The organism is Pseudomonas sp. P1_C12, assembly GCF_056406435.1.
The window spans coordinates 72,111-88,029 of sequence record NZ_JBFUAE010000020.1; the positions used below are offsets into that span (position 1 = coordinate 72,111).

General features: G+C 57.5%; 17 protein-coding genes and 1 pseudogene. 5 read left to right on the forward strand and 13 right to left on the reverse strand.

The genetic code is table 11. The annotated features are described in order from the left end of the window. Positions 1–57 precede the first annotated feature (57 nt). Positions 58–777 carry a hypothetical protein gene (locus AC1D19_RS26355; RefSeq protein WP_477765055.1) on the reverse strand — a complete coding sequence of 240 codons (720 nt, stop codon included), beginning with the start codon at positions 775–777 and terminating at the stop codon, positions 58–60. A 188-nt stretch (positions 778–965) separates the two neighbouring features. Beyond that, positions 966–1,496: a DMT family transporter gene (locus AC1D19_RS26360; RefSeq protein WP_477755686.1), complete on the reverse strand. Its 531-nt coding sequence runs from the start codon at positions 1,494–1,496 to the stop codon at positions 966–968. 580 nt (positions 1,497–2,076) lie between these two features. Between AC1D19_RS26360 and AC1D19_RS26365 the strand changes: the two genes are divergently transcribed. After that, positions 2,077–2,391: a hypothetical protein gene (locus AC1D19_RS26365; RefSeq protein WP_477765056.1), complete on the forward strand. Its 315-nt coding sequence runs from the start codon at positions 2,077–2,079 to the stop codon at positions 2,389–2,391. 25 nt (positions 2,392–2,416) lie between these two features. On the opposite strand, the gene AC1D19_RS26370 is transcribed toward AC1D19_RS26365, so the two are convergent. Together AC1D19_RS26370 and AC1D19_RS26375 are read right to left on the reverse strand one after the other, a co-directional pair. Next, the gene (locus tag AC1D19_RS26370; protein WP_477765057.1) at positions 2,417–2,986 is read right to left on the reverse strand and encodes a DJ-1/PfpI family protein; all 570 of its coding nucleotides are present in this window, start codon (positions 2,984–2,986) and stop codon (positions 2,417–2,419) included. Positions 2,987–3,347: 361 nt separating this feature from the next. Further along, complete coding sequence (locus tag AC1D19_RS26375; RefSeq protein ID WP_477765058.1) at positions 3,348–4,253, reverse strand: hypothetical protein; 906 nt, start codon at positions 4,251–4,253, stop codon at positions 3,348–3,350. Between the two features lie 567 nt (positions 4,254–4,820). On the opposite strand from AC1D19_RS26375, the gene AC1D19_RS26380 reads away from it, so the two are divergent. After that, positions 4,821–5,873, forward strand: coding sequence for an alpha/beta hydrolase family protein (locus tag AC1D19_RS26380; protein ID WP_477765059.1), 1,053 nt, complete (start codon positions 4,821–4,823; stop codon positions 5,871–5,873). A gap of 151 nt (positions 5,874–6,024) precedes the next feature. Here AC1D19_RS26380 and AC1D19_RS26385 read toward each other — a convergent pair whose 3' ends face one another. Continuing rightward, positions 6,025–6,366 (reverse strand): winged helix-turn-helix transcriptional regulator, encoded by a 342-nt coding sequence (locus tag AC1D19_RS26385; RefSeq protein WP_401116737.1) that lies wholly within the window; start codon positions 6,364–6,366, stop codon positions 6,025–6,027. 97 nt (positions 6,367–6,463) lie between these two features. Between AC1D19_RS26385 and AC1D19_RS26390 the strand changes: the two genes are divergently transcribed. Continuing rightward, complete coding sequence (locus AC1D19_RS26390; RefSeq protein ID WP_477765060.1) at positions 6,464–6,790, forward strand: nuclear transport factor 2 family protein; 327 nt, start codon at positions 6,464–6,466, stop codon at positions 6,788–6,790. After that, on the forward strand, positions 6,790–7,569 hold the full coding sequence (locus tag AC1D19_RS26395; protein ID WP_477765061.1) for an SDR family oxidoreductase: 780 nt from the start codon (positions 6,790–6,792) through the stop codon (positions 7,567–7,569). The genes AC1D19_RS26390 and AC1D19_RS26395 overlap by 1 nt, the downstream gene beginning before the upstream one ends. 347 nt (positions 7,570–7,916) lie before the next feature. On the opposite strand, the pseudogene AC1D19_RS26400 reads toward AC1D19_RS26395, so the two are convergent. From AC1D19_RS26400 to AC1D19_RS26430, 7 genes and pseudogenes are all read right to left on the reverse strand, one after another. Further along, a pseudogene (locus AC1D19_RS26400) lies at positions 7,917–8,045 on the reverse strand (arginine N-succinyltransferase); the annotation flags it as partial. A 115-nt stretch (positions 8,046–8,160) separates the two neighbouring features. Then, positions 8,161–9,099, reverse strand: a complete 939-nt coding sequence (gene ctlX / locus AC1D19_RS26405; RefSeq protein WP_477765062.1) for a citrulline utilization hydrolase CtlX — start codon at positions 9,097–9,099, stop codon at positions 8,161–8,163. Between the two features lie 234 nt (positions 9,100–9,333). After that, on the reverse strand, positions 9,334–9,813 hold the full coding sequence (locus AC1D19_RS26410; RefSeq protein WP_007974731.1) for an Lrp/AsnC family transcriptional regulator: 480 nt from the start codon (positions 9,811–9,813) through the stop codon (positions 9,334–9,336). Positions 9,814–9,825: 12 nt separating this feature from the next. Then, positions 9,826–10,587, reverse strand: a complete 762-nt coding sequence (locus tag AC1D19_RS26415) for an ABC transporter ATP-binding protein (protein WP_477765063.1) — start codon at positions 10,585–10,587, stop codon at positions 9,826–9,828. Positions 10,588–10,643: 56 nt separating this feature from the next. Next, the gene (locus tag AC1D19_RS26420; protein ID WP_477765064.1) at positions 10,644–11,354 is read right to left on the reverse strand and encodes an ABC transporter permease; all 711 of its coding nucleotides are present in this window, start codon (positions 11,352–11,354) and stop codon (positions 10,644–10,646) included. After that, positions 11,351–12,076: an ABC transporter permease gene (locus AC1D19_RS26425; protein WP_477765065.1), complete on the reverse strand. Its 726-nt coding sequence runs from the start codon at positions 12,074–12,076 to the stop codon at positions 11,351–11,353. Before AC1D19_RS26425 ends, AC1D19_RS26420 begins: the two co-directional genes overlap by 4 nt. Positions 12,077–12,135: 59 nt before the next feature. Then, positions 12,136–12,915, reverse strand: a complete 780-nt coding sequence (locus AC1D19_RS26430) for a transporter substrate-binding domain-containing protein (RefSeq protein ID WP_477765066.1) — start codon at positions 12,913–12,915, stop codon at positions 12,136–12,138. Between the two features lie 530 nt (positions 12,916–13,445). On the opposite strand from AC1D19_RS26430, the gene AC1D19_RS26435 reads away from it, so the two are divergent. Then, the gene (locus AC1D19_RS26435) at positions 13,446–14,492 is read left to right on the forward strand and encodes an ornithine cyclodeaminase (protein ID WP_477765067.1); all 1,047 of its coding nucleotides are present in this window, start codon (positions 13,446–13,448) and stop codon (positions 14,490–14,492) included. Between the two features lie 144 nt (positions 14,493–14,636). On the opposite strand, the gene AC1D19_RS26440 is transcribed toward AC1D19_RS26435, so the two are convergent. Beyond that, positions 14,637–15,749, reverse strand: a complete 1,113-nt coding sequence (locus tag AC1D19_RS26440; protein WP_477765068.1) for a CapA family protein — start codon at positions 15,747–15,749, stop codon at positions 14,637–14,639. Positions 15,750–15,919: the final 170 nt, after the last annotated feature.

Here is a 15,919-nt window from a genome sequence, read left to right on the forward strand (position 1 = left end):
TGAGGCAGAAAGCGAACCTCCGTTGCCAAATGGTACGGAGGCTCGTGAGCGTTAGACTTAGTGAATCTTGTCGAACAGAGTTGGCATGTCGCCGGAGAAGTCCACCCAGGGATTGGTGTTCAACAGATACGCATGGGGCGCAGTAGGCTCATCGTAGTGGACTACGAACTCTTCGGGGCCGTGAGCATATGCCACGATCAAGCCCTGTTTCGCATCCATGTATCCGGCGTGAATGCCCATGCCTGGATAACTCAAGCGAATCGCTGTTTCCTCACTGGCTGGGCCAACGGTGAGCCGTACTACAACTCCTTCGGGCAGCACGAACATCCAGGTGAAGGGGCCGCCCGATACGACGGTCATCACTTCATCGATACCTACACCGTTCTCGGCCATGTTGACGTGGAAGCGACCGAAGCTCTCCAGAACGCCGGCACGGTGTTCGTCAGGGATGGCCAGCATGTCATAGACCTTGGGATAGGGGGCAACGCCAGGCTGATGGGTGGAAAGAAGGCCGCCACGTGGCGTCTCGGGCACACGGCCAGCCAGTTCGATCTGCTCAAGCAACTCTGCGCGGTTCAGGCTGAAGAGCCTGGTCAGTTCTTCTTGCTCGGCCTCGGTGACAGTGCGGGACTGCGATGCTTTCAAAATGGGTTTGGCTGCGTCCGGAATGCTCACGGTGCTTGCACGAACACCTACGCTCCGAAGCACGGCGTTTACTTCTTCAAGGCCAACAGCGTTCGGACGGCCATCACTGAATTGCAGTTTCACGATATTCATAAATAACACTCCGATCTTTCTACGAAAATATAGTGCTGAACTTCCGTTCATATGCACCTCATGTCAGCCGAGAAAGATTTCTCGGCTATTCGCACACAAGCCGCGTGCGTTGGTTCGACTAGAGGGTCGACCTGAATAAAAAGGGCTGGCTACCAAGAGCGACCACCAGCCGAAAGGGAGGCTCTGGTTTATTTGAGGTTCGCGTTGACCGTTGCGGTCTGAATCAACTTTCCGGAATTAGCGGGCTCTTTGTTTGAGCCCACTTGAACCACGATCAATCCGAAGAAGATGATCAGCACCCCTGCAACCCGAACCAAGTTGATTGGCTTCGCGGTCAGGCCGAGGAGGCCAAAGTGATCGATTAGCATCGCGGCTATGACCTGACCCACCATCACGAACAAGATGTAGTTCGAAGCGCCAAGCTTTGGGGGCAGGAAGGTGGCCATTGCGACGTAAATGGCCCCGCTGAATCCGCCTATCCAGAGCCACCAAGGCCCCTGCAACGCTCCCGCAATGTTTGGCTGCGGTATGCGAAGAACCACGATGGTGGCGATCAGCACAGCTGAGCTGACGATCAGCGAAGTAAGGGCAGCCCAGAGTGGATGACCGAGCTCGCGGCCAAGGGCGCCATTGCTGGAGGCTTGTAAAGGAATCAAGGCGCCGGCAATCAGAGCCAGGCCCATTGGAACAGTTGCAAGAATCGAGATCTTCCCAAACATGACCGTAACCTCTCGTGTTTCGGTGTGGATGGGGAGATATTGATGTATGGGTATTATGAATGGAAATCGACAATACGCACACGTCATATTCGCCTGACGAATGCATCGCGTTAAGTACGTGCCTAGGTGGGCAAGCTTCTCCTCATGCCAATTTTGGTTAAGCGGGTATCGCTTGGTTGATGTCATTCCAGTGATACCTACTGAGACAGGGTCAGTACGTAACGGTGCCCGTTTCTATTCCAGCACAGTGTCTTCTGGCTTCAACATCTACGACAACAAGGAAAAGTGTCGCCTTCCCCTTTCATTTCCAACGCGAGCGGAAGCAGATGCGGTGTGTAACGCGAAAAACTCAAAGCAGTTATTCAGCTCAATGGATTGATCGCGAATACCGAAAGTGGCTTACAGGTCACTAAGAAAGACTAGCGGACACTCGGGCCAGACAATCGATCGTGCCTATTGTGATCAGCCATTGAAACGCACCGCACTGACTGACGTTAGCCCCACGCTCAGGAAGCAATCGGCCGCCGTCATAAATCACCATCTAACTTCTCCCCTTTCGTATTAGATCGATTGGCAGATTATGGTTGAGGTTCCAGAAACTTTAGATCGCTATTGGCCGATTTCTGCCTATGCTGACAGGCTGCTGGGTCGTTTTCAGCCGGTCGCCACAGGCAGAAATCGGCCGATTCTGTTGAAAAAGTCGGTTCGCCCAAACAGCCTGGTCATTGACTGGTTAAAACGCCTTTTTTGCACACTGCTACGTGAAATCCGAGTCCGGAAGCCTCTGCCAAAAGTAAAGATTTCAATCTCGGACGCGTACTTTTCCGATGCGCAAACCATGGCCGACTTTTTCAACAGAATCGGCCAAAAGCAGCCACTCGAACACATCACCTGATCGGCTGTTTTGCAGGACGACGTGGTCACCGATGTTCCGCTGCCAACATTGACCTGAACTGAGAAATGATCTCTGAAGATAGCCCGGCACCTTCGAACACTGCGCAGGTGAAGCTAACGGGTGCTGGGCCTGGAGCAGTTATGATGCGGTCTGCAACCACAGCTACTGGACTGCTTCGATAAAGCGTGCGCCCTTCATAACCTACGGCATTTTTTTGTAAGAAGTCAGCGCTGTTCGAGGTATGAGGAACCGTGTCGAGAAGCCCGGCCCTCGCAAGTGCCAGCGTTCCCCCACAGATACCGGCAATTGTCGCTCCACTTGAACGACTAGCATGAAGAAAGTCTCGAATATCCGGTGCTTCTGCACGTTCCCAGACCATTCCTCCAATGACGACGACAACGTCCGGTTTCCAGTCCAGACATTGTTGCAAACTGCTATCGACAGTTACAGCCAACCCACCCTGCGAGCGGAACTGCCCCGTAGCAGAAGCGAAAAACCTGACGTCGATCCCGTAAAACGGGGACGCAGTTCCAGCAATGAAAGCATATTCCCAGTCCGCAAAACCGGGTGTCAGTATCAATCCCACTCGTGCCATCAGTCAGAATCCTCCATGAATGCCAATAACATATGGCGACAACAAACATACATCAAGGGAAGGGCTGCTTTGGGTCCAGGCTGTGTGAAAACACGCTGAATGCGTTGAAGGCTGAGAGTCGCGAGGGTTGCCTGTGGAATCAGCGGGGTGGAAGCGCGAATTACCTTGGTCAGCTACATAGATGTTCGTAATGCCGTTTGGGCTGCGTCAGCGGCCCAAACGGCTACTCACGGGCGAACAAGCGGCCGGATTTACGCCCTGATCGCCTCAAGCAGTCCTGCGATGCCGAAGATGCTCATCATTCGTTTGAGGTTGTAGGCCAGCACGTGAAGGCTCATCTCGGTGCTTACCGGCGCCAGCGTTAGGGCTCTGCTGGCCGCAGATAGGGCTCGATAAAGCCGCAGCCAAGGATCTCGTTCAGGCGTTGTGCATCGTTCATTCGGCGAAACAGTCCAATAGTCTTCCACGGCGCGTGACCATCGACATTGGGCGCTCCCAATCCGGCCAACAGGTCGGCGATCAGTATTGATCGGGTCTCGAAAGAGATGCGTGTCAGCCCGGTGCTATTGCCGACGCCGGTATGGGCATGAGCCCCGGAAAAGGCGATCAGGCTCCCCGGAGCGATATCGACGGCAATCCCCTCCCGCGGGTCGATCGCTTCCAGCAGATGCGGAATGGCTTCGTCGGCATCCACGGCATTGCGGCCGTCTCGATGGGATCGCTGCAAAATGGTGCGCATATCGAAATCTGCGCTCGAATTACCCAGCGGTCGCTGCCAAAGGCCTGGATACAAGGCGACGGTACGCCCTGCCGCGATGGGATAGATGGGCGCCCACCAGTTGGTTTGTGCATAGATATTCGACCCCCAGGTATCGCGGTGAAACGCGATGGTGGCCGTCGTGCGGGCACGCGGTATCGACTGCCCTGGCTCGCAATGCGGCTGAAAACGCAAATGCAGGCGATCGCACGCCAGGGTATCGGGAGCGATGCCAAGGCTTTGCACGACGTCCTGCCAGCGCTGCTGGACCTCAGCCGAGCCTGCGAAGTCGTTCTGAATTTTCGCAAAGCGCTCAGTCTGTTCAGGGTGGCTCAAATAGCGATGGATCTGTTGCGGCGACCAGGGATGCAGCGCGTCTTCGAGGAACGCACGCGTATATTCCACCAGCGCCGTCATGGGCTGCAGGTCAGTGAAGCGAATGATCTCGCCAGCATAGATCCGGTCATGCAATTGGCGAGCGGTGCTCGGTATGGCAAGCGAGCTGTACATGACTGGAAGTCCCCTGAAGGTGCGCCCCTGACTTTAGATCCACGCCGATTGTGGCGAAAGTGGCAGGTGGGGTGAAAAAGCGCGGATCAGGCCCTGGGGCCGTGAGCAACAGGCGACCTTCAAGCCATGAATGGGGCGCTTATGGCAGTTCTTAGCAGGCAGTTAACGGCCGATTCTGTTGAAAAAGTCGGTTCGCCCAAACAGCCTGGTCATTGACTGGTTAAAACGCCTTTTTTGCACACTGCTATGTGAAATCTGAGTCCGGAAGCCTCTGCCGAAAGTAAAGATTTCAATCTCGGACGCATACTTTTCTGCTGCGGAAACCATGGTCGACTTTTTCAACAGAATCGGCCAATAGCGGCCCTTCGGACTTGCCCCGAAAGCCCGGCTGCTGACCGGTCAATGCAGATAACGAAAACTATGCATGTCAGTCGGAGTATCGGCTTTAATGTCGGTGCAGATTCACCTGCTCACGGCGCTGGCTTTCTATAATTTGCGAGATGTGATGCACGCTATCAGTGGGTTTCAGGTTCTGAACCCCTATCTAAATCAAGGAAGACAACCCCATTGAAAACAGCTCTCGGCGCCCTGCTTTTAACCTGTCTGACGACCAGCGCTCTCGCTGACGTCAACTCTGTCGGCTTCCAATCCTCCACCCTGCCGGACCCACACAATGAGCGACCGCTGGAGATGGTCGTCTGGTATCCCAGTACAACGACCGTCACCCCACAGTTGATCGGCGACGATGTGGCGTTTGTCGGTGCTTCTGCGGTTCGCAACGCGCCACCCTCTGCTGGCGAGCACCCATTGGTGGTGCTCTCCCATGGATTCAGAGGCAATTGGAACAATCAGAACTGGTTGGCGAGTGCATTGGCCCATAAGGGTTACATTGTCGCAGCGGTCAACCACCCCGGCACCACGACCCATGATCGCAGCCCGCAAGCGGCGGCGCAGTTATGGCAGCGGCCCATTGACCTGCATCGGGCCATTGAGGCGGTCACCACTCAACCTGAAAAATTTGGCGTGGTCGCAAAGCGTCAAATTGCTGTAGTGGGCCATTCACTCGGCGGCTGGACTGCAATGGAGATCGCCGGTGCTCGTTTCGACCCGGCCCTGTTTGCCCGTGACTGCAAACTCCATCCGCAGTTATCCAGCTGCACAAATTATCAAAAGATCAACCCTGAGAGTACTCCGGCATTAAAGGCTGGTCTGGCCGGCGATTTGCGCGATCAACGCGTCACCGCTGTGGTTTCTTTGGACCTGGGACTCTCTCGCGGGATGACCGATGAGAGCCTTGCGGCACTGCCGGTGCCGGTGCTAGTTATCGCTGCCGGCGCACCGTCGGTGGAACTGCCTGCTCAGTTGGAGTCCGCCAACCTGGCTACACGCCTGCCCCAAGCGTCCAGCCGCTATATCGAGATCAGTGACGCCAGCCATTTCAGCTTCTTGCCGATTTGCAAACCAGGTGCAGTGGCATTGCTCGAAGAGGACATTCCTGGCGATGGCATCATTTGCGGGGATGGCGACAATGCTCGCCCGCGCGAGGTAATCCAACAGCAGGTTACGTCACTGATCACCGAGTTTTTGACGCAGTCCGCGAACAACAAAGTGGAGCTCTAGGATTGCTGGCACTCGGCAACTCAGCAGACCTGAAATTTGCGTAGGAGCGCAATTTTTGTGTCGAATCCAGCCACCTATTACGATCAAAAACGTTTTTACACAGCCTCGGCCAATAGCAGCCTCTCATGTGAGGCTGCGAAACCTCGGGGGCTCAAGCATCTGGATTGAGCGTCTCCCTAAGTTCCGCCCATTGCAACAGTGCATCCAATGCCGGACACAGCGCCTGGCCCCACTCTGTCATGCGATATTCCACTTTAGGCGGTACTTGCGGATAGGCGGTGCGATGCACGATGCCATCCGCTTCCAACTGGCGTAACTGCTGAGCGAGCATCTTCTGGGATATCTCGGGGATTAGCTTTTCCAGCTCGGAAAAGCGTTGCACCTGGCCACCGAAGAGGTGGAACAGGATCACCAATTTCCAGCGGCCTTCGAGTTGCCGGAGCACTGCTTCCACGCTGCAGGCCGCGGTCGACGGGGTATAAATCTCTCTCATATTTACCTAACTTACTTTTTCGTGGGTTCTTGCCATTTGGTAAGCCTACAGCGAGCATGTGGGTGAAGCCATCCTCACATCAGCGAGGAAATACGCCATGAAAATCGAATTGCCTGAATCAATCGCCAGCTACCTTGCAGCCGAAAAAAATACCGACATCGAGATACTGGAGCGCTGCTTCGCCACAGACGCCACCGTGCGCGACGAAGGCCACGCCTACAAGGGACTGGAGGCTATCAAAGCCTGGAAGCAAGCCTCGCAGGCCAAGTATCAATACAGCATCGAGCCATTGAGTAGCTCGCAGAAAGGACTGACCGTCACCCTGCTCGCTCGGCTAAGCGGAAACTTTCCTGGTAGCCCCGTCGAGCTCACCTACACCTTTGTACTCGACGACAGCAAGATCGCATCCTTGGAGATCCGCTGATGAGCATCGCACTGGAACTCGAAGGCCGCCAGGCATTGGTCACCGGAGGAACCAAGGGCATTGGAGACGCCGTCGTCAGCCGCTTACGCGAGGCTGGCGTAAAAGTCCTGGTAGCGGCGCGTTCGCGTCCCGAGCACCTGCCCGAGAACATCTTCGTCTCGGCGGACATCACCACCAGCGAGGGATGTGCCAGCGTCATTGATGCCGTCCATGATCGTCTCGGCGGGCTCGATATCATCGTTCATGTCGCAGGTGGATCATCGGCTCCCGCCGGTGGCTACGCGATGCTCGATGACCAGGAATGGCAGCGGGCTCTGGACCTGAACCTGCTCTCGGCAGTTCGCCTCGACCGAGCACTACTGCCCATGCTGCTCAAGCAGGGTTCGGGCGTCATCATCCATGTCACTTCTATCCAGAACCAGCTGCCGCTACCTGAATCCACCCTGGCGTATGCCGCTGCCAAGGCCGCGCTTTCGAACTACAGCAAGGGTCTTTCCAAAGAGGTCAGCCCCAAGGGCGTGCGTGTGGTCCGGGTGTCACCGGGATGGGTGGAGACGGAGGCCTCAGTCGCCTTTGTGAAGGAAATCGCGAGGCAGAACGGCACCGATTATGAGGGTGGCCGCCAAATCGTGATGGGCTCGCTGGGAGGTATCCCGATCGGACGCCCCGCCAGGCCAAAGGAAGTCGCTGATCTCATCGCATTCCTTGTCTCGCCGCTTGCGAGCTCCATTACTGGCGCCGAATATGTGATTGATGGTGGAACAGTTCCGACCGTGTGACGCTGTTCTTTAGTCAGCATGAATTGTGGCGTGCCCCGTACCGGCTTGCCTCCACTTTTCTGAGTGAAAGACAAAGCGTGAAAGTGAAAAAAGTAAATCTGTGTTCTGTCGCTTGAGCGTCTGCAATGGGTCGGTTTCAGCCGGTCGTGGAAGGCAGAAGTCGGCCACAAGCAATCGTTGGGCAGTGGCAAACAGGTGCTCCGTGTAGAAATCGAGCAGGAGGCGGATTTACATCCGCCGTCCTCTCACACCGTACGTACGGGTCCGTATACGGCGGTTCAGGCTATGCGGCTAAGCCGGTTTATCATATCCAGAGCCGCCCGAAGTCCAGCCGGCGCAAGCTCCATTCACCGCGCTCCCCCCGCACTCAAGTCCAACGCCTTGGCGACTTGAGCGTCGACAATCAGCGTACCGACTGCAACTCGCGCCACTGCCGCAATGATCCGGCAATCGGCAAACTGACGGTTATGGATCAAACAAGAGTGCCGTCCCAGAGCTTCTCAGAACGGTGAAACCCCCTCTTCGTCCGAGTAATCGCGCATTTGCGCAATGACCTGGTCACCGAAGCGCCGGCGAAACTCTGGCGGACGATCATCGCACTTGTTCCTGGCTGGACGAATGCCTGGGCAGAAACACCTCGGCCAGCATGCAGCGCGCGCTGCCGCCACCGATGCGCTCGATGGTGTCGATGTTCACCGGCAACGGCGTGGTGTGAGCTTCGATCAAGCGACGCTGATCGGCGTCCAGCGATTGCCAGGCTGTGCGCGACATCACCAGCAGCGGCTCGCCCGCTGCGTTGTGCACTTCCAGCATGTTGCCGGCAAAGGACTCCAGCTGCGCCCAGTTCAAGGCGATGACCTGTTTGCCGCTGGTTTCGAGCCGGTTACGCAGCGCCGCACGTTCACCCGGATGGGGCACGGACGCCAGGCAAACCACCGCCACACGGGTGCCGACACTCATCATGACGTTGGTGTGATAAATCGCCACGCCCTGGCGGTCCACCGCGTTGAACGCACACAGTTCATAGCCCAGATGGGTGACCAGTTGATCCAGGGCCCGGGCGTGGGTGCGGGTCGAGTACCCGGCGTAGCAGATCCTCTGTTGCCGATCCAGGACCATGCTGCCGGTGCCCTCGAGGAAAACCTCCTGTTCTTCGAGGCTGGACAGGTCCAGCAACTGCTCGACCCGGTATTCACCCAGCAACCCGTCGAGTACACCTTTGTCCCGCTCCAGACGCCGGTTGTGGCCCTGCATCGGATACAGGACCAAGGTGCCATCCGGGTGGCTGCTCCACCAGTTGTTGGGGAAGATCGAGTCCGGGGTATGCGGCGCTTCGCGATCGTTGTGCACCAGGACTTCAACGTCGTGCCGACGCAACGCGTCAACATAGCCATCGAACTCGGCCAGGGCCTTGAGTTGTACGTCTTCGGCAACGGTTGCCGGACGCTGGAAACGGTTGTTCGCCGCCGTGTCCTGATTGAAGGAAAAACGTGTCGGGCGAATCATTAATACCGTATTGGTGGTTTGCATGGGCACAGACTCAATGAGGGTCGAGAGAGGCTCATTGTCTGTTTCGAGGTGGGAAAAACCCGGTTGATAAAGGCTTTTGCGCTGATGAAAACGGCTGAAGATTGCTGGTTGCCCAGCCGATTCGGTGAGGGCCGGAAAGCAAAAGATCGCAGCCTGCGGCAGCTCCTACTTTGGAATGCGTATCCTTGTAGGAGCTGCCGCAGGCTCGGGCCGCGTTCGGACGATCTTTTGATCTTACTCCATGGTGGTCTTGACCATCGCCAGCTCCGGGTGGCTGACCAGTTTGTCGATGTGCAAATCCGGGTCGTCAAACCAGACCTCGGTCAACACCCGGTAATGCTCCATGTCACGGCAGCGCATGCGCAGGCTGTAGTCGAACGCGCCACTGATCAGGCGACATTCCAGCACCTGCGGGCAGGCCCGAACCTTGGCTTCGAAGGCCTTTTGCGCCGCGCGTCCGCTTTGGTTCGACAACGCCACCAGCACCAGCAACGACAAGCCCGGCGTCAGTTTCTTCTCATCGAGAATCGCGCCATAGCCGCGAATGACCCCAAGCTGTTCCAGCTTGCGTACCCGTTCCAGACAAGGCCTGGGGGTCAGGTGCACGCGCTCGGACAGCTTTTGGTAGGTGATGCGCCCTTCGTGGCGCAACACTTCAATGATTGCCTGATCGATACGATCAAGCACGATCGACAGATCGCGGATATCCGCCATGTACGCCTTGCCTCACTTCAAACGACCCGATAGAAATTGCTGCAAACGTTCACTGTTTGGCCGGTCGAGTATCGTAGCATCGCCCTGCTCTTCGACCCGCCCCTGATGCAAGAACAACACTTGGCTTGAGACCTGCCGGGCAAATCCCATTTCGTGGGTCACCATCAACATGGTCCGGCCTTCTTCGGCCAGCGCCTGAATCACCTTCAACACTTCACCCACCAGTTCCGGGTCGAGCGCCGAGGTTGGCTCGTCGAACAACAGGATTTCCGGTTCCACCGCCAGGGCACGGGCAATCGCCACCCGTTGCTGCTGCCCGCCCGACAGAAACGCCGGGTACTGATAGGCCACCCGTTGCGGCAAGCCGACCTTGTCCAGATACGCCCGTGCGCTCTCTTCGGCGGCCTTGCGACTCATACCCAGGACTCGACACGGCGCCAGTACGATGTTTTCCAGCACGGTCAGGTGGCTCCACAGATTGAAATGCTGGAACACCATCGCCAATCGCGTGCGCAAGCGCTGCAACTGCTTCGGGTTGGCGACACGCATGCCACCGACGCCCTGACGGGTGAGGACTCGCTCGCCATCCAGAGCAATAGCGCCTTCGTCGGCCCGTTCCAGAAAGTTGATGCAGCGCAGCATGGTGCTTTTACCCGAACCGCTGGCGCCGATCATGCTCACCACGTCCCCTGCCCGCGCGTTCAACGAGACGCCCTTGAGCACTTCGTTGTCACCAAAACGTTTATACAGATTTTCAACCGTTAGTTTGTACATGCGAATACTCCTGGAGCGGCACACTTATCGGCGCCGCTCTGGATAAATGATGGAAATCAGTGAGCCGGACCGAGAAAGCTCAGCCAGCGCTTCTCCGCCAGGCGGAACGCGCCGACCAGCCCGAACGACAGCACGAGGTACAGCAGACCGGCGATACCGAAGGCCTGAAAGGTCATGAAAGTCGCGGCGTTGGCGTCCCGGGCGACTTTCAGGATGTCCGGAATCGTTGCGGTGAACGCCACCGAAGTCGCGTGCAACATCAGGATCACTTCGTTGCTGTAGTACGGCAGCGCGCGGCGCAGCGCCGAAGGCAGGATCAGTTGCAGGTACAGGCGCCAGCCACTGAGGCCATAGGCATGTGCCGCTTCGATTTCACCGTAGGGAATGCTGCGGATCGCTCCGGCGAAGATTTCCACGGTGTAGGCGCAGGTGTTGAGGGTGAACGCCAGCAAAGTGCAATTCATTGCGTCGCGGAAAAACGCTTCGAGCAATGGCTGCGAACGGACCACAGCAATGCCGTAGATCCCGCTGTAGCAAATCAGCAACTGGATATACAACGGCGTGCCGCGAAAGATGTAGGTAAACAACTGAACCGGCCAACGCAAAACGCCCAAGCGCGAGACGCGCAAAATCGCCAGGGGCAACGACAGGAAAAAGCCCATGGCAATACTCGCCACCAGCAACCACAAGGTCATGGCCAACCCGGTGAGGGTCTCGCCGTCGCTGAACAGAAAGGGCTTCCAGTATTCGGCAATCAACTCGATCATCGCGCCATCCCCCGTACACCCTGGTTGTAGCGCCGTTCCAACACGCGCAAAACGTAGTTCGAAGCGCTGGTGATCAGCAGGTAAAGCGCTGCGGCCAGCAGCAGGAAATCAAGCATGTTGAACGTGCTTTTGCCGGCCTCCTGCGCGATTTTGACCAGGTCCGACAAACCAATGATCGATACCAGCGCCGTGGCCTTGAGCAGCACCAGCCAGTTGTTGCCAAGGCTCGGCAAGGCGAAACGCATCATTTGCGGGAACACCACGAATCGAAAGCGCTGCCAGCGGTTCAGGCCAAAGCACGCCGCGGCTTCCTGTTGCCCGCGCGGCACACTCAGAATCGCCCCGCGAAAGGTCTCGGTGAAATACGCACCGTAGATGAAACCAAGGGTGATGATGCCGGCCACGAACGGGTCGATTTCCATGTACGACCAGCCCATGGCCTCGGTCAGGGCGCTGAGCCAGCCTTGCAGGCTGTAGAAAATCAGCAGCATCAGCACCAGGTCGGGCACGCCACGGATCAGCGTCGTGTAAAAGGTCGCCGGTAGATTCAACAGCTTCAGCGGCGACAGCTTGGCCGCCGCGCCGAGCAGCCCCAGCGCCATGCTCACCAGAAGCGCGAGCGCCGACAGTTTGAGGGTGACCCAGGTGCCGTGCAGCAACAAAGGGCCATAGCCTTGCAGGGCCGAAAAGTCGAGCCCCAGAATATTCAGGAAGGAATTCACGCCAGTCACCTGTCTTGATGCGCCCCGGTCGCTGCGACACAGCGACCGGGGCGCGAGGATCAGTTGTTGTAGAGGTCCAGATCACCGAAGTGTTTCTGCTGGATCTGCGCGTAGATGCCCTTGTCGTGCAGGGCCTTGATGGCGGTATTGAGCATGCCTTTGAGCTCTTCGTTGTCCTTGCGCACACCAATGGCGATTTCTGCCGGCACCAACGGGTCGCTGATGCCCTCACTGTTGTGGAAGTCCGCCCCTTGTGGCGAGGTCAGGAAACTCATCTGTGCTTGCAGCTTGTCCTGGATCGACGCATCGAGACGGCCAAATACCAGGTCGGCATAGACCTGATCCTGATTCTGATAGGCCCGCAGTTTCACCCCGCCCGGCGCCAGTTTGGCCTTGGCGTAGGTTTCCTGAATCGTGCCCTGCATGTAACCGATGGTTTTGCCGCGCAGCGACTCGGCGGTCGGCAGCAGTCCGAAGTCTTTGCGGGTAACGATGGCGGTCGGTCCGGCGTACAGGCGATCGGTAAAGTCGATCTGTTTTTTGCGCGCGTCGGTAACGGTCATCGAAGATTCGATGGCATCGAACTTGCCGGCCTTGAGCCCCGGAATCAGCCCGTCGAAATCATTGCTGACCCACACGCAGGTCAGCTTCAGCTCGGCACATATTGCATTGCCCAGATCCACGCCGAAGCCCTGGACCCCACCATCGGCCGTGGTGGATTCAAAGGGTGGGTAGCTTGGGTTGACGCCAAATCGCAGCTCCTTCCATTCCTTGGCACTGGCGCCCGTGGTGCAGCAGAGCAACGCGAGTGCCGGCAAAGTCAGCCATTTGATGTTCATCTTCTAGAGTCCCGGATTATTTTGATTTATAGCGATCCGGCGCTTGCGTCGGACCACACTTTTTTGACAGGGGCAGAGAGTCGATGCGGTCTTCACCGCAGCCGTTTTTGTTGTTGTTTTCGACTGGAAGCAGCCAGTCGTCGGAGTTGTACTCCATCTCAAGCGGCGAACGACAAGCGCTTGAAACGGACCATCAGAATGCCAATTGCCGGGACGGTGCTGGTGTCGTAACCCCGGGTTCAAACAGCGTGCCTGTGCTGAACGAATGGCTTTCACAGCCGATGCTGTCGTCGCAGCAAGTCACTGTGTCCCCGCTTTAAGGGAGCGGCACAGGAATGTGCTTGTCTTTGCGGCCTTCTTCATCTGCATGACGATACTGCGGTGACTGTCACTTCGCCGATTGCGCTGTGCGCTCGCTGTTTTTCGACTTCTCTTGCTGTATCCAGGGTCAGTATTGGCCGAAATCTTCTCTGAATTGCCTCGACAATAGTCCAGACCGGCACACCAAAAATCGCCCAAAGGAACCCAATATGACCCGTTACATTGACGTCAATGATCTGAGCTGCCTCGTCCAGGAAAAAGGCTTGCCTCGTTGCCTGATCGAAATGGCCGAGTACATCCGTCAAGACTACGTACGCTGGCCGGATTTCGAAAAATGCGCGCGCCTGGCGAACCACTCACCCGAGGGCGTCATCGAGCTGATGCCCGTGTCTGATGCAGCGCTCTACGCCTTCAAGTATGTCAATGGACATCCGAAGAACACCCACAATGGCATGCTGACGGTCATGGCCTTTGGTGCACTGGGAGACGTCGATACTGGCAAACCTGTGTTACTGAGTGAAATGACGCTGACGACCGCCATTCGCACCGCTGCCACTTCTGCGCTCGCAGCCCGCTACCTCGCCCGACCGGACAGTCGCCGAATGGCACTTATCGGCAATGGCTCACAAAGCGAATTTCAGGCCCTGGCATTTCATACACTGCTAGGCATTACTGAAATCAGTCTCTACGACATCGATCCTGCCGCGACGGCGAAGCTGGTAGCCAACCTGCGGGCCTACCCCGCCATTCAGGTGACCGTTGCCAACACCGTCGCGCAAGCGGTAAGGGGGGCCGATATCGTGACCACGGTCACGGCCGACAAGGCCTACGCAACTATTTTAACCCCTGAGATGATCGAGCCCGGGATGCACCTCAACGCAGTGGGCGGCGACTGCCCCGGCAAGACCGAACTGCACCGGGACATCGTCGAGCGTGCGCGGGTCATGGTTGAGTACGAACCGCAAAGCCGCATTGAAGGCGAAATACAGCAGATGCCCGTTGACTCACCGGTTATCGAGTTCTGGAAAGTCATCAATGGTCAGACCCAAGGTCGCCAGCATGCCGGGGAAGTCACCTTGTTCGACTCGGTCGGCTTCGCCATCGAGGACTACTCCGCCTTGCGCTATGTGCTGGATGTTGCACGAACGCTCGACATTGGCAGCGACATTCAGCTGGTACCACAGCTGCAGGATCCCAAGAACCTGTTCTCGTTGCTGCAGCCTTCAGCAACTGACGATGTAAGGCTTCGGGCTTAATACCTAAACGCTGCGCCCCTGTGGGAGCGAGCCTGCTCGCGATAGACGTTAACGATAACGCGTGTTTCTGAATAAACGCGCCGTCCTTCAGTCCATCGTCGGAACGCCGCCCGAAGCAATCGAGTGTCGAGCCGCCAAAGGGGCTCACCAACGCAACTCAAAGGCATTTTTCGCACCCGGCTGGATGCTGCTGCCCAAACGTGCGCACTCGCGAGAAAGGGTGTCGTGCAGCCATTGACGGTCATCCCCTTCGGCGCGACAGATGCGAAAGCGACACAGGCGGGTGGGTATCAAGTCCAGCGACTGCAGGTGCCCGCCCGGGTCAAGCGAGGCAAAGTATAGAAGCCCCAGGTCGCCGCGAAAGGCTGTGTAGCCCTCGATGCCTTCGTAATCGTTCAGAAGATCACCGCAGCCATAGAGAATCAGGTGGTCGCGGTACACCTCGATGCCTTTGACGTGGTGTGAGGAATGCCCGTGCACCACGTCAACTCCGGCCTCGTCGATCAAGGCGTGGGCGAACCGGACTTGCTCGCGCGGGATATCGAACCCCCAGTTGTCGCCCCAGTGAATGGAGGCGACCACCAGATCCCGCGGTTTTTTGCCCTCGAGAATCCGTTTGGCCACAGGGCGCAGGCTTTGCATCGACAGATCCTCCAGCCGCGCGACGCCCGCGCGCTTATCCGTGGCGGCCCAGTCTGACGCTATGCCGCTGTCGGGTGCGCCGAGGCCAAACACCAGCAAGCGCCGCCCGCCAGGCAGCAGCAACACGGCGGGCGCTTCGGCAGATTGCCGGTTGTGCCCGGCGCCGGCGCTGCACATACCATTGCTCGCCAGGGTATCTAGCGTATCGGCCAGGCCGGCAGCCCCCCAGTCCAGCACATGGTTGTTGGCCAGCACGCAGCAGTCGATGCCGGCTGCGCTAATGACCGGGAAGTTCTCCGGGCTCATGCGGTAATTGATGCCCTTTGGCTCCGGTCGTCCGCGGCGGGACACCGCAGTTTCCAGATTGATGATGCGTGCGTGTGGCTGGCGAAGCTCGAACTCATCCAGCGCAGCGCCCCAGACATAGGTGAAATCGACTGGGCGGGGAATCGAACCATTGACTCGTTCTGCCAGCCGGACGTAATCGCCGGCATTCTTGACGTAAGCTTCGTAAAGCCGCGGATCGCCAGGATGCGGCAGTACTGCGTCGATGCCGCGGGCGGTCATGACGTCGCCGCAGAGAAACAGCTTAAGCGTATCGGTAACAGCTGCCATGGCACCCTCCCGAATATAAGTCGGGGGGGATGTTTCCATCCCCCGGCTTATTATTGGTTCTTCACGCAATCCCGGGGAGCACATATAACGAAATATCTGTAGGGGCTGCCGAAGGTTCGGGCCGCGTTCGGACGATCTTTTTGATCTTAATCTTCAGTAATCTCCAGATC